This is a genomic window from Bacillus sp. FSL K6-1284, from assembly GCF_038002625.1.
GTDB lineage: Bacteria > Bacillota > Bacilli > Bacillales > Bacillaceae > Bacillus > Bacillus paralicheniformis.
The window spans coordinates 1,166,487-1,192,391 of sequence record NZ_JBBOCW010000001.1 but is presented as its reverse complement, the minus strand read 5'-3'; the positions used below and the strand labels follow the sequence as shown (position 1 = coordinate 1,192,391).

Genomic DNA, 25,905 nt, shown 5'->3' with positions numbered 1-25,905 from the left:
ACATTTGTATAATTTATTGAACATTATAGCATAATTTTTTAGGATGAAAAGCCATTAAACGGAGAAAATAAATAGCCTGAGGTGATCATTCTGAAAAAAATAATGGGGATCATACTTTTTTTCGGTATTTTATCTATCACTGTCTTTTATGTATTCCACTTGATGGCGGAGCCTTTCGACTCAAGAAATGCCGAAAAAATCATCTTGAAGCAGGCAAATGACAGCGAAAAAACGGTCAGCATCAAAGATAGGCACAACATAGGCGTTCTGCTTGATACATTTAACAAAGGGAAAAGAATGAAAGAAAAGTCGGCGCATAGCCTGCCTTCTCCGGCGTATCACGGATACATCAGCATGACCGACACACATCGCGTTCACTTCACCGTCTGGCTGAAGAAAGATGAAGCCGTCATCCTGAAAGAAGAGGAGGGCACATATTTTGTTCTCCGACAAAAGGAAAAAGACGCTCTTCTCAGAGAACTGCAGAAAAGGGACGCGGCAGGCGTCCCTTTTAACGTGTCAAGATTGATTTGTCAAAATGTCTTTTAAAGCGCGCCTTAAAATTTTGCCGGTCGAATTTTTCGGTATTTCATCCATGAAGACGATCGCCGCCGGGCGCTTGTATTTGGCAAGATGCTTTTTGCAATGCGACAAGACATCATCCTCTGTCAGCGTTTTATTCTTCGGAACGACATAGCACTGGACGGCTTCTCCCGTATTCGGGTCGGGCACTCCGATCACCACCGCTTCTGCGATTTCCGGATGAAGGTAGAGCACTTCTTCGATCTCCCTCGGATAGACATTATAGCCGCCGACGATAATCATGTCTTTTTTTCTGTCGACGATATAAAAATAACCGTCTTCATCCCGTTTTGCCAAATCACCTGTATACAGCCATCCGTCTTTAATCGTATGGGCCGTTTCTTCCGGCATGTTGTAGTACCCTTTCATAACATTCGGCCCTTTAACGATCAACTCCCCGACTTGACCGGCAGGCAGCTCTTCCCCGATTTCATTGACGACTTTGTTTTTCACATTGAGAATGTTCGTGCCGATCGATCCTGGCTTGCGGCCGGTGCTGAACGGGTTAAAGCATGTAACAGGAGAAGCCTCCGACAAACCGTAGCCTTCTAAAACGAGAACGCCGAATCTTTCTTCAAAGCTTTTCAGGAGAGCGACAGGCATGGCCGCTCCGCCTGAGATGCAAATCCTGATGGATCGAAAACCGGTTTCATCCGCCCCTTCATACTGGTACAGGTAATTGTACATTGTCGGCACGCCTGAGAAGATCGTCGCCTGATGCTTTTTAATCAGCTTGAAAACCTCGGCGGGACTGAATTTCGGCACGATCAAAATCGCTGCGCCGTTCATGAGCGGCGCATTCATGCAGACCGTTAAACAAAAAACGTGGAACATCGGCAGGGCGGCGACGACAAGGTCAGATTCATTCATTGTTAGATAGCGGGCTGTATCATTTGCATTCGAAAATAGATTTTGATGTGTGAGCATCGCCCCTTTTGGTCTTCCCGTAGTTCCTGACGTATAAAGGATGGCGGCCGTATCTTCGGCGTCGATTTCAGGAAACGGCCGGACAGGAGGTTTCATAATGTTTGTAAACGATTTCAATTTCATCTTAACCTCGGTGCTTTCCGGTTCGCGAAGCGGCTCTCCCGTTTCGCAAAGTACGACGCAGCTGACTTTCGGAAGGGATTCATGCACCTTTTCGTAAAGCGGAAGCAGCTGTCCCAGAGCCACGATCACTTTTGCGTCGCCATTTGTCAGCATATAGCCGATCTCAGTCGGCGTATAGGCCGGATTGATCGGTATGACAACGGCTCCGGCCTTCAGCACACCGTAAAACGCAATCACAAAATGCGGGGTATTGCCGAGAAGCAAAGCAACATGATCTCCCTTTTCCACCCCGATTTCGCGCAGACCTTCTGCAAAGCAATCAATTTTCTGCTGTAATCCCCCGTATGTTTCCGTCTGTTCCCCAAAAATATAAGCGGTTCTGTCAGGCTTTGATTGAGCTGTTTCCCCTAATTTTGAAACTAAATTCATTCTCCCACCCCTTAAAAATGAATGAATGACCATTCATTTTGTGATAATCAAAATCTATTCCCATTATAGTAAATGAACAGAAAACACTCAAGGGCTGTTGGGAAATATCTTCCATTCCTCTCAAGTTAAAAAGGGGCCGCGGAAACCGCAGCCTCTCTTTTAGTAGACAAGATCCAAAAATTCTTCTTTTTGAATATTGCCGAAGTAATGCTTGATGTCGACGCCTTGAAGGGCTTCTTCAATCGCTTTTCTTTCATACTGTACGCCTGTCAGCTTCTCTTCAATATCGCTGACATCGCCGACTCCGAAAAAGTCACCGAATATTTTGCACTCGCGGATCACGCCTTTTTGCACTTCCAGGCGGATGTCGACCGATCCCGCTTGAAATCGTTTTGAATGCTGAAGATTGAATTTCGGAGACTTCCCATAGTTCCAATCCCAGTTTTGATAGCGTTCCTTTGAAATTTGATTGATGATTTTCCAGTCTTTTTCAGTCAGCTTATACTCCGGTATTTCCCCTTCGGTATCAAAAATATAGCGGAGAAGCATGCTTCGGAATTCCACTGTCGTCATCTTCTGATCGAGAAATTCGCTGATATTGGCTACCCGGCTCCTGATCGATTTGATGCCTTTTGATTCGATTTTATCTTTTTTTACTTTTAAAGCCGATACGACATGTTCTATCTCAGAATCGAACAACAGCGTGCCATGGCTGAACATTCTCCCTTTCGTTGAGAACTGGGCGTTTCCCGAAATTTTCCGGCCGTTTGCCATCAAGTCGTTTCGGCCGCTCAGCTCCGCATCGACGCCAAGCCGCTTTAAAGCGGCCACAACGGGCTCCGTAAACTTCTTAAAATTATGGAAGCTGTTGCCGTCGTCTTTCGTAATAAAGCTGAAGTTCAAGTTCCCGAGGTCATGGTAGACAGCTCCGCCGCCTGACAGCCTGCGAACGACAATGATCCCGTTTTCATCCACATACTTTGTGTTGATTTCCTCAATCGTATTTTGGTTTTTGCCAATGATGATCGACGGCTGGTTGATATAAAACAGCAGATACGTCTCTTCAGGATCGAGGTGCTTTAAGCAGTACTCCTCAATCGCCAAGTTGATCCTCGGATCTGTAATATTTTGATTATCGATAAACAGCATGTTTGTCAGTTCCTCCTTCTATTCTCCCCACACATAACCGGTGTGCGCCAGATCAACCGCGCCTTTATAAACGGTTTTGGCCTCTTCTGCTAGTTTTTGATGTTCCCCGAAATGCGGGAGGTGTGTCAAGAGCAGATGTCCCGCACCCGCTTCTGCAGCGATGCGTCCCGCTTCGAGGCTGTTCATATGACCGGCGCTTCTCCCATCCTGATCCGCATAAAAATTGCACTCCGAGATCAACAGATCGGCTCCTGCACTGAACGGGATGAAAGCTTCCTGAAAGCTCGAATCGGCTGTATAAACGACAGAATGAACACCGTCCGTCACCCTCATAGCAAAGCAGTCAACAGGATGAACCGTCTTTAAAAACGTGAACGTAAACGGTCCGATTGCCAAAGACTCTTTCGGATCATAGGCCAATCCAGCGGTATGCGTTTTATATGTAAGCTTTGAAAACTGCTCTTCATCAAAAGGATGTCCATATATCGGAAGGGCATTCGCTCCCTTGCCGAGGAATGAGCCGACCAGTTTGGCAAATTGCAAAGGGCCGACATCCGCAATATGGTCGTGATGATAATGGGATAATATAACGGCATCAAGCTCCTCAACGGGCAGAAACAGCTGAAGCTTCGATAAAACGGCACTGCCGCAGTCGATTAAAACGGAATAATCCCCGGATTGAAAGAGATAGCCTGAAGTCGCTTCATTTGCAGCCGGAAATCCTCCGCAGCAGCCGATGACTGTCATCTTCATATATACACACCTCTTTTTTGTGTCTATCGTCCCCCTATTCAATATACCCATTTTTCTTAAAAATTGCATGTTTTATATTTTGTCATAAAACAGACATTGATTTCCTGGATACTGTTATAATACAATGATGACAACAAACGAATTGGGGGAATCAACATGCTCGCTAAAATCACCGAGTTCTTCAGAAATTTGCCTTCCAAAAAATGTTCAAAATGCGGCCACGATATTGATGAGCAGCACGAATGCTACGGAAACACTTGCTCTAAATGCTTAAATGTAAAAGATATATAGACGTCATTAAAAAATGCCCCGGCGGATCTCCCCGGGGCGTTTTTTTGTCATAAAGTTAGTTATAAAGAGAGAGATTCTTGTCAAAATTCATTATTTTAATAACATTTTACTATTTCACTTAGGGAAATATACACCGATGAACGTCCCGATTTGAATTTAAGCTGGGATGATCATCTCATATTTGAATTTTCAATATATTCAGACGTTATTTTTTTAATGGACGAGCTGTATTTTCTTTCGCTATACTTAATTTACGATCTCAAGTTTAATATTCTAGTATAAATTAAGCATGCGTTGGGAGGGCATCTATGAAAAGACTTAAATTCGGATTAGCCACACAAATTTTCCTCGGGCTGATTTTAGGTGTTGCAGCAGGAGCGATTTGGTTCGGAAACCCTGCGGTCGCAACGTATCTGCAGCCCGTCGGTGATTTGTTCTTAAGATTAATCAAAATGATTGTGATTCCTATTGTCGTTTCAAGCTTGATTGTCGGGGTTGCAGGGGCCGGCAGCGGAAAAAAGGTCGGCAGGCTCGGTTTTCGGACGATTCTGTACTTTGAAATCATTACGACTTTTGCGATCGTGCTCGGACTGCTCCTTGGAAATATCATTCAGCCTGGACACGGCGTAAACTTTTCTGGTGCTGAAAAACAGGATATCAGCCAATATGTAGAAACAGAAAAAGAGGCAAGCACCAAATCTGTCGCAGACACGTTCCTGCACATTGTGCCGACAAACTTTTTCCAATCGCTCGCTGAAGGCGATCTGCTTGCGATCATTTGCTTCACTGTTCTGTTCGCACTCGGAGTGTCAGCCATAGGCGAAAAAGGCAAGCCTGTGCTTTCCTTTTTTGAGGCAACGTCTCAAGCCATGTTCCACGTCGTGAACATCGTCATGAAATTCGCGCCGTTCGGCGTTTTTGCTTTAATTGGTGTAACGGTTTCAAAATTTGGTTTTTCTTCGCTTTTATCATTGGGAAAGCTCGTTTTGCTTGTCTATCTTGCTCTTGCTTTCTTCCTGATTGTCATTTTTGGGATCGTCGGCAAGCTGTGCGGTATCAATATATTTAAATTTTTGGCCTATATGAAAGATGAGCTTCTTCTTGCATACAGTACATCAAGCTCTGAAACTGTGCTTCCGCGCGTCATGGAAAAAATGGAGAAAATCGGCTGTCCGAAAGGCATTGTGTCGTTTGTCATTCCGATCGGCTACACATTTAACCTTGACGGCTCTGTCCTGTATCAGGCAATCGCGGCGCTGTTTCTGGCGCAGGTCTACGGCATCGATCTGTCCATTGGGCAGCAGCTCACGCTCATCCTTGTCCTGATGGTCACTTCTAAAGGAATGGCTGCCGTTCCCGGCACATCATTCGTCGTTCTTCTCGCGACTCTGGGCACGATCGGCGTTCCTGCTGAAGGGCTGGCCTTCATTGCCGGAGTCGACCGGATTATGGATATGGCGAGAACGGTCGTCAACCTGACCGGAAACGCTCTTGCCGCTGTGGTCATGTCAAAATGGGAAGGTGAATATGACGCCGTTAAAGGACAGACCGTCTTAAATCAAAGGGAGCCGGCAGATATGAAAATGTCCGGCTGACAGCCCGCAAAAAAACGTATGTTTCCCGCTTTTGGAGAAACATACGTTTTTTTAAAAATATGCATTTTGCTCAAGAAACCTGTCCAAACAACTTCCTTTCGTTTACATACGATGTACTGTAGTTAAATTAGAAAAGAAAACTGGAGGGAAGTTTAATGTATTTTTACCATGACCATTGCAAGAAAGATTATGACTTTGACTACCACAAGAAAGACCACGACTGCAAGAAATACTACTACTACTATTATTACTACTATTATCCATGCTATAAGAAGTATGATTATGACTATGACTACAAGAAGTTTGACCACTTTGATCACTGCAAAAAGAAAAAACACTATGATTACTGGTAAGTAAACGCCATCCTCTACGGATGGATGACTTCCACTCTTTTTTTACTCCCAAGGGACCGGGGTCCTTTGGGAGCTTTTTTATGCCATGTCAGACAGGACATAATGATACAGCAGCTTTGCCGTCTGCTCCAAGGACGACTGATGCGTCCTTTCAAACGCGTGGGATGCGTCAATTCCCGGGCCGATCAGCCCGTGGACGATATCATGGCCCGCTCTGATGGCTGCTGAAGCATCTGAGCCGTAGTACGGGTAAATATCAAGCTTATACTCGATTCCGTATGTTTCACAAAGAGCGGTCAGACGCTTGCGAAGCCCGTAGTGATATGGCCCGCTGGCATCCTTCACACAAATGGATACCGTATATTCGTCGGTTGACTGCCCATCGCCGATCGCTCCCATATCAACAGCCAAATATTCCACCGTTTCAGGCGGGATATTGGAGTTGCCGCCATAACCGATTTCTTCATTGTTGGAAATTAAAAAATGTGTTGTGTAAGGCAGTGTCATCCCTTCTGTGTTGATCGTTCTGATCAGCTCAATAAGGAGGGCGACGCTTGCTTTATCATCAAGATGACGCGATTTGATAAACCCGCTCGGTGTGATCTCAACGCGCGGGTCGAAGGAGATAAAATCACCGACATTGATGCCGAGTGCCCGGGTTTCTTCTTCACTGCGGACCGGTTCGTCAATGCGGACCTCCATATTCTTCTGGTTCCGCTCGGCTTTTCCGGCGTCTTTGTAAACATGCACTGATGTCTGATGCATTAAGATCGTGCCGGTGTAAGTTTTCCCTGATGCTGTTTCAATTTTGCAATACTCGCCTTCAATCGAGTTGTAATTGAACCCCCCGATTAAGTCAATTTTCAGCCTTCCGTTCGGTTTAATCTCTTTCACCATCGCTCCGAGGGTATCGACATGAGCGGTGAGCATCCGGTGCCGGGCTTTGTCGCGGCCCGGTATCGTCGCGATCAGGCCGCCCTTACGGTTAAACTTTGTTTCGACTCCTTCTTCCTGTAATAGGCGATTGATATAGTCTATGATGTCATACGTATTTCCGGTAGGGCTCGGGATGGAGACGAGCTCCTTGATGAGCTCCAGCGTTTTCTGTCCTGACATTGTTCATTCCTCCCAACTTGTGATGTTTATAGTATACATCAGATCAATATTTTAGTACCAGATACTAATACTAGGTGTTATAATAAAAAAAAGGAGAGTGAACTTCATGAAAACTTTATCAAAAGCGCGAATTTCCGCCATCGGCACCTATGTTCCCGAAAAGCGCATGACAAACAAAGACTTTGAAAAAATCGTCGATACTTCTGATGAATGGATCGTTCAGCGGACAGGAATGAAAGAAAGGCGAATCGCAGGAAGTCACGAATTCACATCAGATCTTTGCATAAAGGCCGTTGAAAATCTACAAAGCAGATACAACGGCACGCTGGACGATATTGACATGATCATCGTCTCTACCACATCGGCGGACTATGCTTTTCCAAGCACGGCATGCCAGGTTCAGGAGCACTTCGGATGGAAAGAAGTCGGCGCGGTGGATGTAAATGCGACTTGCGCGGGATTAACATACGGATTGCATATCGCCAACGGCCTGATCACTTCCGGACTGCACAAAAAAATTCTTGTGATCAGCGGTGAAACCTTATCCAAAACAACCGACTACACAGACCGCGCGTCTTGCATTTTGTTCGGCGACGGCGCGGGCGCCCTGCTTGTCGAACGGGACGACAATTCCCCAAGCTTCATTACTTTTGCCCAGGATACGAAAGGTGACGGAGCCCGCCATTTATACAGAACCGGCTTGCGCAGCGACCTTAAAGGGGAGCCGCTCTCAGGTGAAGGAAAAATGGTTCAAAACGGCCGCGAAGTGTATAAATGGGCGGTCAGGTCCATTCCCGAAGGCGTCAAAAAGCTGCTTAGCCAAGCTGAAATGGAGCTGAAGGATATCGATTGGTTCGTCCCGCACAGCGCGAATTTGCGAATGGTCGAATCAATTTGCGAAAAAACCGGAATTTCACTCGAAAAAGCGCTGACGAGCGTCGAATGGTTTGGCAACACCTCATCCGTATCAATCGTTCTCGCCCTTGATGAAGCCGTCAAAAACGGAAAGTTGAAAGAGGGCAATACCTTGATTCTGTTCGGTTTCGGCGGGGGTCTTACATATACGGGACTGATTGTAAAATGGGGCGCGCCAGCTTCCTGATTTCAAAAAAAAAACATCTTTTCTTGCCCTTGCCGGGCTTGAAAAGATGTTTTTTCTTTTATGCGTGCTGCTCTGCAACTTTTCCTTTTCTCAGCAGCACTTTAAAATAAATCAGCGTCAAGGCCATCATGACGATCGCAACACCGCCGAGCACGGCAGCCTGCTCCCACATATACGCGTAGTCTCCGCTTGAAATCACCGCTCTGTATCCCGCAATGCTGTAGGTCATCGGCAGTGCGGAATGGATGACTTGGAAGAACTTAGGAACAAGTGCAAGAGGGAATGTTCCTCCGCTTCCTCCAAGCTGAAGCACGAGCAGAATGACGGCAATGAAACGTCCCGGATTTCCCATGGTCGCAGCCAAAAATTGAATGATCGCAAGACATGTAATGCTCATGATCATACTGAACACATAAAATCTCCAGACGCTTTGCACTTCAAGCCCGATGCCAGAGAGAATGATCGTGCAGGCGATCGCCGCTTGAAGAATCCCCACTGCAAAAAGTACGCTGAATTTGCTCATAAACCAGCCGAAAGCTGATTCAGGCCGGACAGCCGGCTCTTTCACATCAAAGACGACGGTAATCATTAATGCACCGACAAATAAGCCGAGCGACAAAATATACGGGGTTAATCCTGTTCCGTAGTTGGAAACCGGATCGATTTTATCGCCTTTCACATCGACGGGATCTGAGAACATATTGTAGTTTTCGTCTCCCGCTTGAATATCGCCGGTCTGATCAGCAGCGTCAGACAGCTTGTCAAACAGCTCCCCGCTTCCGTCAGACAGCTTGCCAAGACCTTCATCAAGAGATTTAGCCCCTTCTGCAAGCTTGGAAGAACCGTCCTTCAGTTTATCAGCCGCGCTTTGCAGATCGCCGAACTTCCCGACTAACGTCTGGCTGCCTTCGGCGATTTTGGATGATCCGCTTTTCGCCTCCGCGAATTTTTCGTTGTAAGCACCCAAACCGTTTGTCAGCGCATCGAGCCCTTGCTGAATCTTTTGCGATCCTTTATAGAGCTTATTCACATTTGAAGGAACTTGCTTCAATTCCTCAAGCTTCTGTTTCAGCCCGGATAAATCGGGAAGTTCGCTTACATCGGGAATTTGCGCTTTCAACTTGTCAAACTCAGGCAGCTTCACCGTTCCCATTTTTTCATCGACTTGTTTCATAAGCGCGGCTTTCTGTTCTTGTGTCAGCATGTTGCTGGATTCAATAATTTGTTTGACTTCACTGTGCTGGTTTTTCAATGCCGCTTCAAGCTCATCAATATTTTTTGAAATCTGACTGATTTCTTTTTTCGCCTTTTCGGCGTTTGAAAGTGCCGTTTCAAGCTGCTGAATCTTTTCATTTGAAATGGCTTCTTCGAGTTTGCTTATCATCTGCGCTTTTTCATTCATCTGCTCCAATCCCGCCACAATCTGAGGCATGCCTTGTTGGAGCTGTTGAGCACCGCTGTGCAGCTGGCCGCTTTTTTCCAAAAATTGCGCAAGCCCTGAATCAAGTTCATGAATTTTGTCGTTCAGCGTATTGAATGCCGCGCCGAACTTCTCCATTCCGTCTTTGTTGAACTGAATTTGGCTTTTCGCAAGCTTTTCAAGGTTCTTTTTCAGCTTTTCGCTTCCTTCTTTCGCATCTTTCAGTCCTTTATCCAGTTTTCCGGCACCTTCGCTGGCTTCACCGAGACCTTTTGCGATTTTGCCGAAATTGTCAAAGATGACTTCGGCATATTGCTGCGTGATTTCAGAACCGACTGAATGCTGAAGCTGTTCAATCGCTTTATCGCTGATCTGGGCGCCGACATAGTTTCGTCCTGCGTTTGTATGATAAATCAGATTCAGCTTTTTCGGATGTTTATCCATCACCGTGCTGGCATCCTTCGAAAAGTTTTCAGGAATTTCTACAACCATGTAGTATTCCTCATTTTGCAAGCCTCTCAGCGCTTTTTCCTTCGTCGTAAAATGCCAGTCGAATTTATCGTTTTTTTTCAGTTCTTTGACAAGGTCGTCGCCGATTTGAAGGTCTTTTCCTTCATATGTCGTTCCCTTGTCGGAATTCACAACCGCTACGGGGAGCTGATCGACGTTTCCGTATGGGTCCCAGTACGCCGCCAAAAATATGCTGCTGTAAATCAGCGGTATAAAGAGAACCCCGATCACGGATATCAGTAGTTTTTTATTGGTTATCAGTTCTCTCCACTGGTTTTTGAAAACATTCATGTTGATACGCCTCCTAGTTAGTAGCCGCTCTCTATGCGGATAAGCACCCCTTTAAACAAAGAAAGGATAATCTAACGAGATAATCCTTTTAAAATATACATTTTCAGCATCTCTGCCAACTCTTCATCTTTCAGCGGTTCATGGTTTTTTTCCCAGTCAAAGATGAGCGCGATGTAAAGCTTGAAGATGACAAACGCGTTCAGCTCGGGGTCACACGGTCTAATATCGTCATTTTTAATCGCTTCTTTAATCTTTCTCTTAATATAGCTGATGACCATGCGTTCCAGCTTTTCAATCACTTCGCGGGCCGCCGGTGTGCCGAGCTCCGCACCTTCCTGAAAGATCTTAATGGTCAGCTGGTGCTTCTTTCTGTACTCCAATATCGCCATCATCGCGCGATGGGCATTTTCGTGAAAAGGCAGATCAGGATCAATCGCTTGATCAGCCGTTTGCTTCATCTCAATCAGAAGCGAAGAAAAAATGTCGTCGAACAGTTCCTCTTTATTCTTGAAAAAAGTATAAATCGTACCTTTGCCGACATTGGCAAGCTTCGCCACCAGATCCATCGTCGTCGCTTTGTAGCCGAATTGTGTAAACGATTTTGTCGCCGCTTCTAAAATCAGTGCTTTTCGATCTTTGCTCACGGTTTCTCACCCCGAAATTGACTATTTGAACATTTTGGTCAGTAAGTACAAAAAGTAATGTAACACACCTGAATATAAAATGCAATAATTTAAATGTTATCTTTTCCATAAACAAACTTTAAAATGATGAAAGCTGTAAAAAGAGTGAAATAAAAAAAGCCGCCGAATGGATTCGGACAGCTTTATTTGCTCTTCTTTATTCGAAAAGGTGTGAGAGTACATCGGCTACGGCCTGCTTGCCTTGGTCGATGCAATCCGGAATGCCGACCCCTTCAAAAGAGGCCCCCGTCATGAAAACGCCCGGATATGACGCCTGTAACCCTTCCCTGATCTCTTTCATTCTTTTCTTATGGCCGACATGGTATTGCGGCATCGCTTCATGCCATCTTGTGATGCAGGTCATTTCCGGCTCGCCGTCGATCTTCATAATCCGTCTTAAATCGTCGAGGACGATTTTCACCATTTCGTTATCTGACTGTTCGACAACGGACTCATCGCCGGCTTTCCCCACATAAGCTCTTAACAGAACTTTTCCTTCAGGCGTTGTGCTCGGCCATTTTTTGTTTGTCCAAGTACACGCCGTAATCGAAAAGTCGCTGTTCCTTGAAATGACAAAGCCTGTTCCTTGATGCTCCATTTGGACGGCTTCTTCCGGAAATCCGAGCGCCACATTGGCGACAGATGTTGACACCATATCTTCTAAACCCTTCAGCCAATCCGCTTTTGGAAACATCGCGGCAGCTGCTTTATGGGGAGCCGTGACCACGGCCGAATCAGCGTGAAGCACCTTGCCGTTGTCAAGCTTCATGCTGTAGCCCGAGCCCGCGCGCTCAATGCTGACGACCTTTGTGCCTTTATAAACCTTTGTGATATCGAGCTGCTTTTCCAGTTCTTCAACAATCGTCTGCAGGCCGGTTTTCACCGTCTGGAACTGGCCTTTCTTTTTGTTCGCAGGCTTTTTGGCGCTCTGGGCGCCGCGCGATTTTTTCATCCCGATGATCAAGCTTCTGTACTTCTGTTCTGTCTGGTAGAATTGCGGGAAAGTTGACATCAGACTGAGGCGGTCAATGTCCCCGGCATAAATGCCTGACAAAAGCGGTTCGATCAGGTTCTCCACCACTTCACCGCCGACGCGCCTTCTGAAAAATTCTCCGAGCGACTGGTCTTCCTGCGGCTTGCTCGCTGGAAGCAGCAAATCCATTCCGGCTCTCAACTTCCCCGGCAAGGAAAACAAGCCGGTTGTCAGAAAAGGTCCGATTTTTGTCGGCACCCCCATCACAGCTCCTTCCGGAATCGGATAGAGCGTTTCGCTGACAAGAACATAAGACTGGCCTGTCGCGTTGTTCACGAGCAAGTGCTCCAGCCCGAGATCCTTCACGAGCTGAGGTGCGCTTTGCTTCCGTTCCAAAAATGAATCCGGCCCCCGTTCAATCACATAGCCGTCTTTGTGTACCGTCTGTATCTTTCCGCCCAGTCTCGGACTTGCTTCAACAAGCGTGACTTCGGCCGGGAGATCGTTCTTTTTGATTTCCTTCTCCAAGTAGAAGGCGGCGGCCAATCCGGTAATACCGCCGCCGATGATGACAATCTGCCTGCGTTCTCCACTCATTTACAATCGCCTTCTTTACTGTTCTTTCTCCAATTGTTTTAATACAACATCTGCTAAAGCATCGATAAACTCATGTTTTGCGTTAGGCATTTCAGGTCTGTAATAGCTTGCTCCGATATCGTCTGTGACGACTTTGCATTCATAATCGTTGTCATAAAGAACTTCCAAATGGTCAGCTACGAAGCCGACGGGAGCATAAACAAAAGCGCTGTACCCTTTTTGCTCTGACAAGTCACGGGTCAAATCCTGAACATCCGGCCCAAGCCACGGATCAGGGGTGTTTCCTTCGCTTTGCCAGCCGACGGCGTAATCTTTTACACCCGCCGCTTCGGCAATCAGCTTCGCTGATTCTTTAAGCTGTTCAGGATATGGATCACCCATTTCGACGATCTTTTCGGGAAGGCTGTGCGCCGATACAATCAAGACGGCGTTTTCCCTTTCTTCCGAAGGCATTTCGTCATAGATTTTTCTCACTTGATCCGCCCAATATGCGATGAATTTCGGCTCATCATACCAGCTGTTGATCGATGTGATCGACAATCCGCCGAGCTTTTCAGCCTCGTCTTTCGCCCGCTTGTTGTACGACTGTACGCTGAAGGTGGAGAAATGGGGCGCAAGCACGATGCTGACGGCTTCTGTAATCCCGTCTTTATGCATCTCCTGAACGGCATCCTCGATGAAAGGTTCGATATGTTTGAGACCGATATATGACTTGAATACCACATCATCCTGAAGCTCGTTTAAGCGTTTTTCCAGCTGCTTCGTCTGCTCTTGCGTGATCTTTGCAAGCGGAGAAATTCCGCCGATCGCCTTATAGCGGTCTTTTAAGTCCTGAAGCATGTCAGGCTCAGGCTTCCTGCCTCTTCTGATGTGTGTATAATAACGTTCAATGTCTTCCTCTTTGTACGGCGTCCCATACGCCATAACAAGAAGCCCCATTTTCTTTTTACCCAACGTGAACACCTCTTTAAAGATCATGATCTATACGTATTTTGACAGTTTATATTGAAAAGACCAACTGAAATGCTCATGTCATCAGGCTCGATTTTTTTGAGGCGGAATACTCATGAACAAATGCCGTCAATTTTTTCAGTGTGTCAGGACTCACTTCGGGAAAAATCCCGTGACCGAGGTTGAAAATAAACCGGTCCGTCTGCATGCCCTGATCGAGAATGGCTTTCGTCCTCTCTTCAATGACTTCCCACGGGGCGAGGAGGATCGAAGGATCCAAATTCCCCTGAAGCGTTTTTGTCAGCCCTTTATCCCTGGCTTCCTGCACGCTCATCCGCCAGTCCAACCCGACGACGTCAAGGTCAAGATCGTGCCATTCAGTCGCGAGGTGGCTTGCGCCGACCCCGAACATAATCAGCGGCACGCCTTCTTTTTTCAGCTCTTTGAAAAGAATGTCCATCGTCGGCTTGATATAGCGGCAGTAATCACCGATATTCAGCGCGCCGACCCAGGAATCGAACACTTGAATGGCTTTGGCGCCGGCGCGGATTTGGGCTTTGACGTATACAGCCGCCATCTTCCCGAGCTTTTTCATCAAGAGGTCCCATGCAGCAGGCTGGCTGTACATAAACGCTTTTGTTTTATTGTAGTTTTTGGACGGGCCGCCTTCGATCATATAGCTGGCCAGTGTAAACGGCGCCCCAGTAAAACCGATCAGCGGAACGTTCAGCTGTTCTTCTGTCAAGAGCCTGATCGTCTCCAGCACATATGGTATATGCTCCTCCGGCTCGAGTTCGCCAAGTTTTTCAACATCTGTGAGAGATGTGATCGGCTGATCGATAACAGGACCAATGCCGTTTTTAATTTCGACGTCAACGCCAATACCTGGAAGCGGTGTCATTATGTCTTTATAAAGTATTGCCGCATCGACACCGTACTGTTCAACGGGGAGCCTTGTCACGTAAGCGCACAGTTCGGGCTGATGCGTAATTTCGAACAGTCCGTATTTTTCCTTGAGCGCTCTGTACTCAGGCTGTGATCTTCCAGCCTGCCTCATGTACCATACCGGTACATGGGCGGCTTTTTCTCCTCGGCACGCTTTTAAGAATGTGTCATTAAAAGCCTTGTCGTTTTTCATCATGATATCCACCTTTCAAGCTGCAACCATACGTTCGCAAAATTACTCCTTCCAATATACCGTTTTTTTATTGAACGGTATACTCATGAGACTTATTGTTCAAGAAATTGATGAATTTCGGGTACCTAATGACCCGAAGGAAACACTTTCGGTTCGATATAATCAGTCCCTTTCCCCTCTGTTTTCGTCTGCGGATTGTACGGAACAATTTTATAGGAAGCATTGGAAAAGATGTTTGCATAAGGGATTGAATAGCTTCCTTTCCCCTTAACCGTATCAATGAGCGTTTCTTTTCCGTTTTTCCTTTCATATATTCGGTATTCAACCCTTTTATCCTCTTGTTCATGCCATTTTAATGACACCGTAATCAGCCCCATCGGCGTAAAGGAATAGTCTGCTTTAACACTTTCCAAATCTTCGAGGCGGATCGGCCTGTCCAGATCTTTTACACCTTCAGGCGCCTTAAATCGTTCAGGCTTATGGTTGGAGCGTTTTAAAATGTCTTTAAACAGCCTTGTCGGATAAGCGCTGCCGCCTTTTAAATAATGGGATTCATCCGTTTTATCGTAGCCCATCCAGACAGCTCCCGTCACTTCGGGCGTATACCCCGCAAACCAGGCATCTTTTGTTCCGCCCTCTTTTCCGGTATACGTGGTCGAGCCCGTTTTTCCTGCAATCTCTCCGGAAAAATCACCGGCTTTTCCCGTTCCGCTTTTCACGACCTCCTCTAGCATTCGCGTCATGTTCCAAGCGGTTTGTTTGCTGAATACCTTTTCTGATTTTTCCTCGCGGCGGAATATGACATCCCCGTTTTCGTCCGTGATTTTTTTAATAAAGAATGGCTCGGTGTATTGTCCTGAATTTGCAAAGGTCCGGTATGCCCCGGCAATCTCAAGCGGCGACACTCCTTTCTCTAAGCCGCCCAGCCCCAATGCCAGGCCCTCATCCGGCACGTTCATGCCCAAGCGGCTGAGATAAGGCTTCACCGTTTCGATTCCGATCTCATTTAGCGTCCATACGGCAGGCGCGTTTTTGCTGTAGGTCAGCGCATCCACCATAGAGACCTTGCCCTCGTACTGGCCGTCATAATTTTTCGGCGAGTAGCCGCCGTATGACAGCTGTTTATCTTCAAGCATGGAGTACGGCTTAAACCGCTTTTCTTCAAGAGCGGGGCCGTAAACGGCAAGCGGTTTAAAAGTCGAACCTGGCTGACGCGGGGCTGTTGCCCTGTTGTAGCCTTTCGGAGCGTATTCCCGACCTCCGAGAGCGGCCACTACGCCGCCTGTCCGGTTATCGATAAAAACGGCGCTCCCTTCAGCTTTATTGTCTGTTCCTGGAAAATAGCCGTCCTGCTTCATCAGCGTGTAAGCTGCTTTTTGTATCGAAACGTCGAGCGGAACACTGATTGTGTATCCGCCTTGAAGAAGCTGTTCACTCGAAATCGAATATTTGTCTTCCGCTTCTTTCATGACCAGATCAATATAGCTGTCAAGCCACGGATTTTTTGATTTTTCTTTCACGTGGAGGCCCAATGTACTGCCTTGGGCTCTGACGGTTTCCTTTGAGCTGATATATCCCTGCTCGTTCATCATGCCGAGAATGACATTGCGTCGCTCACGGCTTTTTTCTGGATTGAGAATGGGCGAATACGTGGACGGCGCTTTAGGAATGGAAGCCAGCACCGCTCCCTCACTGACCGTCAAGTCTTTCACATCTTTGCTAAAAAAGTAGTTTGCAGCCGCCTGGATTCCATAGACGCCGTGCCCGAAATAAAGCTGGTTCAAATACATTTCCAAAAGCTTGTTTTTGCTGTAGTCCCGCTCCAAGTTGATCGCGATTATGACTTCTTTCGTTTTTCTTAAAAACGTTTTGTCGTGTGTCAAAAAAGTGTTTTTTGCGAGCTGCTGGGTGATCGTACTTCCACCTTCCACTTTTCCTCCCGCTAATATATCTTTATAGACCGCACGGCTCACGGATTTAAAATCGATGCCGTGGTGCTCATAAAAGCGCTTGTCTTCAACCGCGATAAAGGCATTTTTTACGCCGTCCGGCACCTCGGCAATTGAAATAGGTCTTCTGTTTTCAGTATAGAGGCTTGTGACTTCTTCTCCATTTTGGTCGACGATTTTAGAAGAAGCATGGAAAATCAGTTTCTTTTCATCAATCACATAATCCCCCAGAAACAAAATCGTAATATATCCGATTAACGATAAAAGGAATATCGCCGCTGTAATGATGATTGGAATGAAAAATCTCTTTCTCATATGGTCACCTCATTCCTTTCTATAGCTAGTATGGGAATTTTTTCTTCAAATTATGTTGCAGCATTTATAGCGGGTAATAGATAGAATTTTAAATCGTCCTTTTGTTATACTATCAAAAAAGGGGTGATAAAATTGAATTTTTACATTACATACGGAACTGTCGAGTTTTTAAAAAAGCTCGCCAAACAGCACGGTCTTGAAAACATGTTATTTATGAAAAGCCACGATTCCGCCATTCTCTTTCACGAAACCGACGGAGAAAGCGTCTTTCATTCTCCTCACCGCTACGAAATCATCGATCAGTCGGGAACTTTGGAACATTCCGGATTCGCCGTCCTCAACAACATCCCTGTCACACCGGAAGGAAGACCGCTTTTCGAAACCCGTTTTAAAAACAGAGCCGGAAAAATCGAAAATCAGCCTGGCTTTAAAGCCCTCAGGGTGCTGAGGCCGACAGACAGCGATACGTATATCGTACTGACGCTGTGGGACACAGAACAGTCGTTTCAGGACTGGAAAAGCTCCAAATCGTTCGGCGAAGCCCATCAAAAGAAGGAATCTTCAGCTGGAATCAACCAAGGCGGAACGATTTTTTCCCGCCCATCCTATATTTCTTCGTATCATTCTGTCGAATAACTGCCTTTTAAGGCAGTTTTTTATTTCCGAGGAAATGAGCCCTTCCTTCACACTCTGACAGCCCAGGAATAAGCTGTATGAGGCTATGTTAACGGGGGGATCGGGAAATGGAAATTGAATTAACGTCCGTTCACTTTATATATTTGGGCTTTATCGCTGCAATTCTTGCATTTATGCTTCTTCGTCTTGATACCACCTTTATATCGCTTGCCGGGGTTTTTTTCATTTCATTAGCGGCGACCCATTCTGCCATTGCCTCTGTGATGGGCCTGTTCAACAGCTTAATCTACGCCGCCGGAGAACTTCTCCCGACCATTTTCATCATCTGCTTTACCGTTTCGATGAGCGAACTGCTGGCAAAGACCGGCGTTAATGAAGCAATGGTCACTCCGATCGCCAAATGGATGAAAGGTCCTGCCTTGGCCTATTGGATCACCGGAGCTTTAATGTTTATCATTTCTTCATTTTTTTGGCCCTCCCCGGCTGTCGCATTGATCGGCGCCGTCCTCCTGCCTGCCGCGCTAAAAGCCGGCCTCTCCCCGATAGCGGTAGCGTGCGCCATGAATTTATTCGGCCACGGTTTCGCTCTATCAGGCGATTACATCATCCAGGCGGCGCCTAAATTGACCGGAGATGCAGCCGGACTGTCCGTTGCAGAAGTGATGTCTGCAAGCGTTCCGCTCGTCCTGATCATGGGCTTTTCGACAACGGCGGCAGCCTTTTTTATGCTCAGGAAAGAGAAAGACAATCAAGCAGCCGCAAACAGTGAGCGGCGGCAAAGCGAGCCTGAATGGCTTCTTCCCCCAGCCCCAAGAAAATGGCTCGCACTGATGATTCCGGTCATTTTTTTAGGGGATATCGCCGCGATGCTGATCCTGGAATTGCAAGGAGACGAAGCGACGGCGCTTGTCGGAGGAACAGCTGTCTTCGTGATGATTCTCATTCATTTTATCGTCCACAAACACCGTCGTCTTGAGAAAATCACCGGTTATTTCATTCGCGGATTTCAGTTCGGCTTTAAAGTGTTTGCCCCCGTCATTCCGATCGCCGCCTTTTTTTACTTGGGCGACGCGGGTTTCGAAAAAGTACTGACAGCCGAGATACCCGGTTTTTCTAATAGGATCGTGCAGGACCTCGGTTCAGCTTTTGCCCACAGCGTCCCGCTCTCTCCAGAACTCGCCGCAGTGGCGCTCACTGTCACGGGAGCGGTGACCGGTCTTGACGGCTCCGGTTTTTCAGGAATATCTCTAGCCGGATCAGCTGCTTCGATGTTTGCTGCGGCTGTTGACGGCAACCCGGCTGTTCTGACCGCACTCGGCCAAATCTCAGCCATTTGGGTCGGCGGCGGTACATCTTCACCGATAATAGACATATGTATTTAAAAAACACATTAAATAAGAGAAGGGGCACAACTCCCCCTCTCATTCATTAAGGCCGTTTTTTTTAAAAAAAGAAAAAGTCCCTTCCCAATTTGAGAAGGGACTTAATTATAATCTAACCAAAGATTGCATTTTCAGCAACCTTCATTGTTGCCTGCTCGTCAGTAAGGGTTGAGGTGTTTGAAAGACCAAAGACTACAACACTTCCAAGAATAGCAATAGCAATCAACGCTTTTACTTTTTTCATCATAACTCCTCCGTTAGTTTAAGAATTTGATCCTTAGCATGACATGCTTCCTCAAAGTATTTCGCCGCAATATCGCTATCCCCCTGCTTTTTGTAATAAATTGCAATGTTAAACGTGAGATCAGCAACATCTGACCATAGCTTTTTATTTTTCAACTGCTCCAATGCAGTTTCAATGGAAAGCAAATCATGCTGATCATATAAAGAGTGTATGATTTTGAGCTTGGCTTTATAAACATTGTCGTCTTCTTCAATAGCCCTTTCGAGACTCTTGCTGTACCATTTTCGGGCTTCCTTAGCTAAATTCAGCTTGTAATTAACCCGACTCAACATGTACATGCTGCGGATACCAAAAACTGAGTTTTCACGTTCATGAATGTCCGCTGCTTGCTCAAAGTACCTTTTAGCCTCTGACAATAAGTTTCTGCGCTCATAACAAACCCCTAAATTAAAGCACGCAAAACTTTCTGTCAGGAGATCACCGGAAGAAGAAGATGCCGACAACACAACCTTATAAAGTTTCTCAGCTTCTTCAAATCGCTCCAAATCAACCTGATTGGCGGCAATTATCATTTTGCATTTAAGGACTCTGTTTGTATAAGATTCATGGGCTTGGTATGATTCTAACGCTTTTTCTGCATGGTTTAATGAAAAGAAATTTTGTCTTATCTCATAATATGCAATTGCCATTTGATAGTGAAACTCTGCCTTTTCAATTTCATCATCTATTTTAATTAGTCTGTTTTCAGCAATTCTGTAAAAGTTGATTGCCTTTGTGAAGTTCTTTTTGTAATACTCGTACATCCCTGAGAAAAAATAAAAATAATATTGAATCATGTGATCGGTCTTAGCTTCTAAGGATTCCGGGTTGATTTCTGCTAACAACTCCCCCGATTCATGATATTTTTCTATTAAAAGCTTATAGCGGGAATCAATCAAATTAAAATAGATTAATACATCTTGGTTCTCTTCCATGCGAGGCAAATTTCTTTTGATTTCCCCCCTCATTTCAGTAGCTTTGGGGATGTCGTTTTGTTTAATTATCTTGTACCAATCATTAATCCTTTGCCCCATCTTTTCATAAGCTATTTTTTCCACCCTTCTTCCCCTCTCTCGCAAGATTTTAATTTTTCAGATAAGTTAAAATATTTTACATCCTCTTGATATCATGGTAATTATTTTACAAAAAGAATCATTTTTTGACAACCATATTTTACTAAAAGAGAGGAGGGAGAAAAGAGCATAAAAAAATAAGGGCCCTCTATCAGAGAGCCCAATTAATTGAATAGTTTTGTCCAGGTTGCCTTTCCAGGAACACCATCAGCGGAAAGTCCGCTTGCTTTCTGAAAGGCTTTGACGGCTTTCTGAAGTCCGCTACCAAAGATAGAATCAAGGCCGTTCACGTCATACCCTTTGCAGATCAAGAGCGCCTGCAAAATCCAGGTAAGGTTTCCTCTCGCCCCTTTACGTACATTAATGGTAGCTGCACGAGTTTTCGGCCCCCAAAGTCCGTCAACGACAAGACCGGCATTAAATTGTTTGTTTAATTCGGTTTGGAACCCCTTCAGCAAGGCTTTTCGTGTTTCCGGCCCTGGGTAACCGTCCACCTTAATTTTTAATCCGTATCGTTTGTTTAAAGTGGACTGGATGGTTTTGACGTTTTCCCGCCCGCCGCTGGAAGGTGATTTCTTTTTCGGTTCCTTTGCCGGTGTAGGATTGCTTACCTTTGATTTTAAATTCGGACGCTTTCCAGCTTGCAACTGTGCCAAAGTCAAACCGCCCATCATTTCTAAATGCGGGTAGTCCTTAAAGCTTTTCCAATCTCCGCCCCATGCAAAGCCTAGGGCTTTTGCAATCTGAGCAACCCTCCTCCATTTGCTGTTCACTGTCCAGAGTGCTTTTTTCCCGTCAGAGGAAAGCAGAACGTAATCAACCGCTAAACCGTAGTTATGATTGGATTGCCCAGCTCTGGCTTTAGTAACAATTTTTCCTGGAGCTGTCCGGCCCTGGGCGTACAATCTATTTTGTTCTTCAAAAGAGCGATAGCCGGATGTAATCTGAACGTAAATTTTTTCTTTGTAAGCGCGCTTGATCACTTCAATTGCGGTCTCTTTCACAACAGGATGGATTCCTGCCCCCATGTTACGGACAGAACGATCAATCAATTTTCCCAAGGAAACTGCCATTTGAACCACTCCTATTCTCTTAAATAAAAAAGGCTGCCGCACGGGCAACCTTATTTTGATTTATTTTGTTGTTTTAAAACTTCAATCGCCTTAGTAATCGGCTCCGGTACATAAACGCCCATTTTACCCGCATTTTCAGTAATGGAAATCAGTTCATTGACACAGTAGAATACGATTGTTACCGTCATGACAAGAAAGCCCATTTCAATCCCATTTTCAATAAGTAGCAAATCAATCATATGAGCAACCCCAACGATAGCAAAAACAAATACTTTACGAGTAATGCCGATATACCCGACTTTACTTTTCATTTCTCCATTTATTCCGGCAGCCACCAGACCGCTTGCATAATCAATGATCACAAGTACAGACAAAATAGTAAGCAGCACGCTCCAACCTCCAAAAAGAAATCCGGCAATTCCACCCGCAACAGCAATGACACCTTTATAAAATTGATCCAATTTACTTCCTCCTTTTAGGCAAAATAAAAAAGCCGCTTATTTCGCCGCTTTTGGTTTAGACTTTTGTTTAATTTTCATCAGTTCATCTTCCATCCGTTTTAATTCCTGCTGAAGTTTTTCGACTGTCTCGTGCTCCATTTTATATAAGGCTTGTACATTCGTTATTAAATCGTAAGCCTTTGACAATTCTTCTTGTAAGGATAAACATTTATATTCAACAAATCTTGCCCTTTCTTCTAATTGCTCATAAGTTGGTTTGTTTTGACTCATTATAATTGCCCCGTTTCATCTGGAATTGCATCGCCGCGCGGGGATGCTGTAATTTGGTTATAATCGCTTTGGGTGATCAGGCCGTTAGACAAAGCTTTATTTAACTGAGCCGTGGTTATTGTGCCGTTCTCCCAACAATCACAAAATAACTCATAAGCAGGAAGTGGGTTTCCGTCATTCAATAGCTGGCTGATCATCACCCTTTGTAATGTGATGTTTTGCCGTATCAACTTTTCGCTAGTTGTTTCCCTAGGTTCAGTTGCTTTAATGTTCTCCGGTTCTAATTTCCGGAACATCTTCATCACGCTCCTGTCCTGGATCATTTTGATCAAAAATACTTTCGTCAACCCTAATGTTAAATTGAGTCGGCAGCTTCATAAGATCTGCATTTTTGGAATATGGGACTTCATCTGTAGAATTATAGACGACGCCGGCCACTGTTCCGTCTCGTTCAATATAGATTTCAGCCAGTAGATAGATGACATCTGGTGGATCATCAATTGTGCTAAATCCGTCCGAATCTAATTCAACTCTTGTCAAATGGTAGTTTAAAGGCTCATCATCTTTTTTAATTAAATACAGTTTATATAGAATGCGTCTATCTGTACTTCCTTCAAGATTAAAGCCAATAGCCTCCATCTGCTGACTTTTCCCATTCAGCGTTATGGCATAATCATGGAAAACAACGGTCTCATTTGTACTTTCAACTTCTAACCCGGACGTTTTTAGATCTCGGCCAAACAAATTAATAATATGAAGCAATTCTATCCCTCTTTCTATTTCGGCTCATAAATATAAAGAAACATCAAACGTGTCACCGTATACCCTTTTACATTATACGCGCCAGTTCCGCGCACTCTTGCATTTATAAAATGGTTCCCGGCTGACATCCCTTGGATCCCGCACACAATTCCGTCATTAAGGTTTCCGTATGGGATAACGGTAGCAAAATATATCTTTTCAACGTTGCTTCCTATATCAAGCTTTGCCTCCGCCCATGCGGTGGAACCACTACCATTATTGAGCGTTAAACCATCCCAATAATAAATACGCATAGTTGCATTGGATGTAAGATCCCCCCTCACATCTGCAGTTGTATTGCTCAAAGAAAGGCCCATTCCCTGAACACCATTTTTTGACGAATCCCCAGATTCTAAACGAACATTATAGGGCAGATAGGCGGTATCCCCATAAAATGCCATGAAATTCCCTTGGCCAGTGCTCGACCTATCAATTTTAAAGAGTTGCTCCGCAGCAGACCCTGTCCCTTGATATTGCCAAACCTCAAAACCAAAACGTTTATTTGAACCGCCGGGGGCATCAGAAGATCGACCAGTGTAAACGTACACGCCGCCCCATTTTGTTGAGCCTTCATTGTAATTGCTTATTGCCACTTGAGGAACATATAAATTTTTTCCGATTTTGCCCCAATCAGCAAGATAGGTTGAGCGGAGCGATAACCTTCCATTCCATTTGCCGTCTTCTTTAATAGCACCGGCTAAAATAGTAGATCTGTCGTTAAAATCTAAGCGATAAGCAGGTTGAGAAGTGCTCTCTGCTGTTTGCCTTCCGAGACTCAAATAATCTTTTCTCCCATTAACTGCGAAGCCACGCGTTGAGGGGTCGGAGGTATCCCAAACGTTCGCTAATCTCCCAACTTCCCTATAATCAGGTGAAGGTGCTTGCTCGCCAGAATCGTAAAAATAAAGGTTAAAGTTAGCCATTTTTATCATATCTCGGCTGTTTATTTTAGATGTGAGCGTTCCGTCCTTTAATTCGATTGTGTCGCCCTGGTCATTATCACTTCGAACGATAACACCGGACAAGATGCCACCTTTGATCTTGTCAGCTATCAGACTATCAATTTTCGCATTAGTGATAGCTGCGTCAGCTATATTTGCGGTATCTATGGCCGCAACACCCATTAATGCATTTGTAATCGACTGATATTCAATATGTTTCGTTCCGATCCGTACTGTGGCAGCCGAATACTGAGCGGTAAAATCACTCGCTGTTCCGTGAGTATTAACGGCACGGATACGATAGTACCAAACTTGATTTACATCAGCTTCATGAACCCATCCGCCCTCTTTACCGGCCCATAATAGGTTGGTTTTATTCGTGGTATCCGGCGTGAAATCCTTTACTTGGGAGCCGTAAACCTCGTATTTCGCAATATATGAATAGGGTTCAAAATCCCATGAAAGCGAAACTTTTGCAAAACGTCCTTCGGCCGTTACATTGGTAGGTGTTTGTGGCTTTGTATTCGGAAAATTTTCATCCGTCACCGTCACGTCACGGTCAATATTCTTTATTTGGTCTTCAATTTCATCAATGCGTTTATCCGGCCCATAAACGTCCAAAAATTGCCCCATTTCAGCCTTGGCCGGCACGGACAGATCTGAGACATCGTATTCTAAAGCGATTACGCGGCCAGTAAATTCAATCGGATCAGGAGAGGTGCGATCGAGTGCAAGACGCGTGTCGCCTAATGATACAGACTCATGTTGCAAAACGACTTCTAGTTCATAATTTGATTGTATTTTTGATGCTGCATTAACTAGCTGTTCATAAGTTTTTTGAAGAAGTTCCTCAGCATCTTTTATGTTTTCATCTTGCCATTGACCTTCCAAATTTAAAATGCTGCCGTCTTCTTCTATTCCGTATTCCTCTTTAGCCGGCGGGTATTCAACCCATTTTTGGCCTTTCGGCTTATCAACTGGATCTCCATTTGAAACCTTCCACTCGACATCAGCAAAGTTAAGATATCGAGTATGCCCGCCGTTTTCCGTTTCCTCACTCGCACCCCAGCCATATAAAGCAGTTACCGGGTAAGACATGACCGTTTCATGAATTCTGTCGATGTTGTATCCGACCTCAAAACGGTCGCCCGCATCTTCGCCGCGGCGCGGTACGATGTTTACGACACGCTCCGTAATAGTATTAGATTTTTCATCAAATTTGATAGTGAACCTTAATTCGCCGCCCCAAACTTTAATGATCTCTGTTATAGCCTCATACACGCTTATGTGATAGAAGTTTGTTGAGTTAAGGCCAAAGTCCGCTGTTACATTTCCTTTCCACCTTGTGCCCACTAACGCACGATCAAGTGCATCCTGCTGTGTTGTATTCTGCGGCCGCACATCATCAATAATTTTTTCAAGTAATTCCATTTCTGCCGGCTCGCAATGGGCTGTCTTCTCTTTCCCGTTCGCCCCACTATCCCGGTCAATCTCACGGATTTTAAAGAGACGAAAAAAGCCGTCCTCATCTTTAAAGACGACTTGGTTCATTTGCGCAACATATCTACTATCAGAATGCGTTCGATCACATGTAAACTTAAAGGTTGATCCCTGGTTTAATTCTTCTCTAAACGGAGCTCCCCAAAAAGTACAGGCGCCTTCGGCTTCGCTAGATAAGACGGCCAGCGTTTTATCATTTTTGCCTAAAATCCATAAATCCGCCATGAGATCACCTGCC

At 45.3% G+C, this 25,905-nt stretch carries 24 protein-coding genes and 1 pseudogene; 7 read left to right on the top strand and 18 right to left on the bottom strand.

The window, feature by feature from the left end; genetic code table 11:
* Window positions 1-102 precede the first annotated feature (102 nt).
* Window positions 103-549 (top strand): hypothetical protein, encoded by a 447-nt coding sequence (locus MHB72_RS06085; RefSeq protein WP_216920992.1) that lies wholly within the window; start codon window positions 103-105, stop codon window positions 547-549.
* Here MHB72_RS06085 and MHB72_RS06080 read toward each other — a convergent pair.
* From MHB72_RS06080 to MHB72_RS06070, 3 genes are all read right to left on the bottom strand, one after another.
* The gene (locus MHB72_RS06080; protein ID WP_059231183.1) at window positions 520-2,061 is read right to left on the bottom strand and encodes a fatty acid--CoA ligase family protein; all 1,542 of its coding nucleotides are present in this window, start codon (window positions 2,059-2,061) and stop codon (window positions 520-522) included. The genes MHB72_RS06085 and MHB72_RS06080 overlap by 30 nt on opposite strands.
* A gap of 159 nt (window positions 2,062-2,220) precedes the next feature.
* Window positions 2,221-3,210, bottom strand: a complete 990-nt coding sequence (lplJ, locus tag MHB72_RS06075) for a lipoate--protein ligase LplJ (RefSeq protein WP_003180306.1) — start codon at window positions 3,208-3,210, stop codon at window positions 2,221-2,223.
* Window positions 3,211-3,228: 18 nt separating this feature from the next.
* On the bottom strand, window positions 3,229-3,963 hold the full coding sequence (locus MHB72_RS06070; RefSeq protein WP_020450814.1) for an MBL fold metallo-hydrolase: 735 nt from the start codon (window positions 3,961-3,963) through the stop codon (window positions 3,229-3,231).
* Window positions 3,964-4,119: 156 nt separating this feature from the next.
* On the opposite strand from MHB72_RS06070, the gene yhfH reads away from it, so the two are divergent.
* From yhfH to MHB72_RS06055, 3 genes are all read left to right on the top strand, one after another.
* Window positions 4,120-4,254 carry a protein YhfH gene (gene yhfH, locus MHB72_RS06065; RefSeq protein WP_003180302.1) on the top strand — a complete coding sequence of 45 codons (135 nt, stop codon included), beginning with the start codon at window positions 4,120-4,122 and terminating at the stop codon, window positions 4,252-4,254.
* Between the two features lie 308 nt (window positions 4,255-4,562).
* A complete protein-coding gene (locus MHB72_RS06060) occupies window positions 4,563-5,849 on the top strand; it encodes a cation:dicarboxylate symporter family transporter (RefSeq protein WP_003180300.1) in 1,287 nt (428 codons plus the stop codon).
* A 155-nt stretch (window positions 5,850-6,004) separates the two neighbouring features.
* On the top strand, window positions 6,005-6,202 hold the full coding sequence (locus MHB72_RS06055; RefSeq protein WP_003180298.1) for a hypothetical protein: 198 nt from the start codon (window positions 6,005-6,007) through the stop codon (window positions 6,200-6,202).
* 78 nt (window positions 6,203-6,280) lie between these two features.
* On the opposite strand, the gene MHB72_RS06050 is transcribed toward MHB72_RS06055, so the two are convergent.
* Window positions 6,281-7,318 (bottom strand): M42 family metallopeptidase, encoded by a 1,038-nt coding sequence (locus MHB72_RS06050; protein ID WP_016886430.1) that lies wholly within the window; start codon window positions 7,316-7,318, stop codon window positions 6,281-6,283.
* A gap of 106 nt (window positions 7,319-7,424) precedes the next feature.
* On the opposite strand from MHB72_RS06050, the gene MHB72_RS06045 reads away from it, so the two are divergent.
* The gene (locus tag MHB72_RS06045; RefSeq protein WP_216920990.1) at window positions 7,425-8,420 is read left to right on the top strand and encodes a ketoacyl-ACP synthase III; all 996 of its coding nucleotides are present in this window, start codon (window positions 7,425-7,427) and stop codon (window positions 8,418-8,420) included.
* 58 nt (window positions 8,421-8,478) lie between these two features.
* Here MHB72_RS06045 and MHB72_RS06040 read toward each other — a convergent pair whose 3' ends face one another.
* From MHB72_RS06040 to MHB72_RS06015, 6 genes are all read right to left on the bottom strand, one after another.
* Window positions 8,479-10,641 (bottom strand): YhgE/Pip domain-containing protein, encoded by a 2,163-nt coding sequence (locus MHB72_RS06040; protein WP_216920988.1) that lies wholly within the window; start codon window positions 10,639-10,641, stop codon window positions 8,479-8,481.
* Window positions 10,642-10,712: 71 nt separating this feature from the next.
* Window positions 10,713-11,285 carry a TetR/AcrR family transcriptional regulator gene (locus tag MHB72_RS06035; protein ID WP_003180287.1) on the bottom strand — a complete coding sequence of 191 codons (573 nt, stop codon included), beginning with the start codon at window positions 11,283-11,285 and terminating at the stop codon, window positions 10,713-10,715.
* A 196-nt stretch (window positions 11,286-11,481) separates the two neighbouring features.
* Window positions 11,482-12,894: a protoporphyrinogen oxidase gene (gene hemY / locus MHB72_RS06030; RefSeq protein WP_023856566.1), complete on the bottom strand. Its 1,413-nt coding sequence runs from the start codon at window positions 12,892-12,894 to the stop codon at window positions 11,482-11,484.
* Between the two features lie 15 nt (window positions 12,895-12,909).
* Window positions 12,910-13,848: a ferrochelatase gene (hemH, locus tag MHB72_RS06025; protein ID WP_003180282.1), complete on the bottom strand. Its 939-nt coding sequence runs from the start codon at window positions 13,846-13,848 to the stop codon at window positions 12,910-12,912.
* A gap of 73 nt (window positions 13,849-13,921) precedes the next feature.
* On the bottom strand, window positions 13,922-14,983 hold the full coding sequence (gene hemE, locus MHB72_RS06020) for a uroporphyrinogen decarboxylase (RefSeq protein WP_059231189.1): 1,062 nt from the start codon (window positions 14,981-14,983) through the stop codon (window positions 13,922-13,924).
* A 125-nt stretch (window positions 14,984-15,108) separates the two neighbouring features.
* Complete coding sequence (locus MHB72_RS06015; RefSeq protein WP_216920986.1) at window positions 15,109-17,247, bottom strand: transglycosylase domain-containing protein; 2,139 nt, start codon at window positions 17,245-17,247, stop codon at window positions 15,109-15,111.
* A gap of 132 nt (window positions 17,248-17,379) precedes the next feature.
* Here MHB72_RS06015 and MHB72_RS06010 point away from each other — a divergent pair, with 132 nt between their 5' ends.
* Complete coding sequence (locus MHB72_RS06010) at window positions 17,380-17,883, top strand: antibiotic biosynthesis monooxygenase family protein (protein WP_216920984.1); 504 nt, start codon at window positions 17,380-17,382, stop codon at window positions 17,881-17,883.
* A 107-nt stretch (window positions 17,884-17,990) separates the two neighbouring features.
* Window positions 17,991-19,244: pseudogene (locus MHB72_RS06005) on the top strand (hypothetical protein); the annotation flags it as partial.
* Between the two features lie 133 nt (window positions 19,245-19,377).
* Here the strand turns inward: MHB72_RS06005 and MHB72_RS06000 are convergent.
* From MHB72_RS06000 to MHB72_RS05965, 8 genes are all read right to left on the bottom strand, one after another.
* Complete coding sequence (locus MHB72_RS06000; RefSeq protein ID WP_340901935.1) at window positions 19,378-19,509, bottom strand: hypothetical protein; 132 nt, start codon at window positions 19,507-19,509, stop codon at window positions 19,378-19,380.
* Window positions 19,509-20,606, bottom strand: coding sequence for a Rap family tetratricopeptide repeat protein (locus MHB72_RS05995; protein ID WP_340901933.1), 1,098 nt, complete (start codon window positions 20,604-20,606; stop codon window positions 19,509-19,511). The genes MHB72_RS06000 and MHB72_RS05995 overlap by 1 nt, the downstream gene beginning before the upstream one ends.
* 179 nt (window positions 20,607-20,785) lie before the next feature.
* Entirely contained in the window at window positions 20,786-21,682 is an 897-nt protein-coding gene (locus MHB72_RS05990) for a peptidoglycan-binding protein (RefSeq protein WP_340901932.1), read from the bottom strand.
* Window positions 21,683-21,744: 62 nt separating this feature from the next.
* The gene (locus MHB72_RS05985) at window positions 21,745-22,155 is read right to left on the bottom strand and encodes a phage holin family protein (RefSeq protein WP_340901931.1); all 411 of its coding nucleotides are present in this window, start codon (window positions 22,153-22,155) and stop codon (window positions 21,745-21,747) included.
* Window positions 22,156-22,191: 36 nt separating this feature from the next.
* On the bottom strand, window positions 22,192-22,425 hold the full coding sequence (locus tag MHB72_RS05980) for a hypothetical protein (protein ID WP_268343732.1): 234 nt from the start codon (window positions 22,423-22,425) through the stop codon (window positions 22,192-22,194).
* Window positions 22,425-22,721 (bottom strand): hypothetical protein, encoded by a 297-nt coding sequence (locus MHB72_RS05975; RefSeq protein WP_340901929.1) that lies wholly within the window; start codon window positions 22,719-22,721, stop codon window positions 22,425-22,427. Before MHB72_RS05975 ends, MHB72_RS05980 begins: the two co-directional genes overlap by 1 nt.
* Window positions 22,690-23,187 carry a hypothetical protein gene (locus MHB72_RS05970; protein ID WP_340901927.1) on the bottom strand — a complete coding sequence of 166 codons (498 nt, stop codon included), beginning with the start codon at window positions 23,185-23,187 and terminating at the stop codon, window positions 22,690-22,692. The genes MHB72_RS05975 and MHB72_RS05970 overlap by 32 nt, the downstream gene beginning before the upstream one ends.
* 14 nt (window positions 23,188-23,201) lie before the next feature.
* Complete coding sequence (locus MHB72_RS05965) at window positions 23,202-25,892, bottom strand: phage tail spike protein (RefSeq protein ID WP_340901925.1); 2,691 nt, start codon at window positions 25,890-25,892, stop codon at window positions 23,202-23,204.
* Window positions 25,893-25,905 lie beyond the last annotated feature (13 nt).

Excerpts from the sequence above, each read along its gene's own strand:
- MHB72_RS06085 (WP_216920992.1), top strand. The coding sequence starts at position 103 with ATGGGGATCATACTTTTTTTCGGTATTTTATCTATCACTGTCTTTTAT.
- MHB72_RS06080 (WP_059231183.1), bottom strand. The coding sequence starts at position 2,061 with ATGAATTTAGTTTCAAAATTAGGGGAAACAGCTCAATCAAAGCCTGAC.
- lplJ (WP_003180306.1), bottom strand. The coding sequence starts at position 3,210 with ATGCTGTTTATCGATAATCAAAATATTACAGATCCGAGGATCAACTTG.
- MHB72_RS06070 (WP_020450814.1), bottom strand. The coding sequence starts at position 3,963 with ATGAAGATGACAGTCATCGGCTGCTGCGGAGGATTTCCGGCTGCAAAT.
- yhfH (WP_003180302.1), top strand. The coding sequence starts at position 4,120 with ATGCTCGCTAAAATCACCGAGTTCTTCAGAAATTTGCCTTCCAAAAAA.
- MHB72_RS06060 (WP_003180300.1), top strand. The coding sequence starts at position 4,563 with ATGAAAAGACTTAAATTCGGATTAGCCACACAAATTTTCCTCGGGCTG.
- MHB72_RS06055 (WP_003180298.1), top strand. The coding sequence starts at position 6,005 with ATGTATTTTTACCATGACCATTGCAAGAAAGATTATGACTTTGACTAC.
- MHB72_RS06050 (WP_016886430.1), bottom strand. The coding sequence starts at position 7,318 with ATGTCAGGACAGAAAACGCTGGAGCTCATCAAGGAGCTCGTCTCCATC.
- MHB72_RS06045 (WP_216920990.1), top strand. The coding sequence starts at position 7,425 with ATGAAAACTTTATCAAAAGCGCGAATTTCCGCCATCGGCACCTATGTT.
- MHB72_RS06040 (WP_216920988.1), bottom strand. The coding sequence starts at position 10,641 with ATGAATGTTTTCAAAAACCAGTGGAGAGAACTGATAACCAATAAAAAA.
- hemY (WP_023856566.1), bottom strand. The coding sequence starts at position 12,894 with ATGAGTGGAGAACGCAGGCAGATTGTCATCATCGGCGGCGGTATTACC.
- hemE (WP_059231189.1), bottom strand. The coding sequence starts at position 14,983 with ATGAAAAACGACAAGGCTTTTAATGACACATTCTTAAAAGCGTGCCGA.
- MHB72_RS06015 (WP_216920986.1), bottom strand. The coding sequence starts at position 17,247 with ATGAGAAAGAGATTTTTCATTCCAATCATCATTACAGCGGCGATATTC.
- MHB72_RS06000 (WP_340901935.1), bottom strand. The coding sequence starts at position 19,509 with ATGAAAAAAGTAAAAGCGTTGATTGCTATTGCTATTCTTGGAAGTGTT.
- MHB72_RS05980 (WP_268343732.1), bottom strand. The coding sequence starts at position 22,425 with ATGAGTCAAAACAAACCAACTTATGAGCAATTAGAAGAAAGGGCAAGA.
- MHB72_RS05975 (WP_340901929.1), bottom strand. The coding sequence starts at position 22,721 with ATGTTCCGGAAATTAGAACCGGAGAACATTAAAGCAACTGAACCTAGG.
- MHB72_RS05965 (WP_340901925.1), bottom strand. The coding sequence starts at position 25,892 with ATGGCGGATTTATGGATTTTAGGCAAAAATGATAAAACGCTGGCCGTC.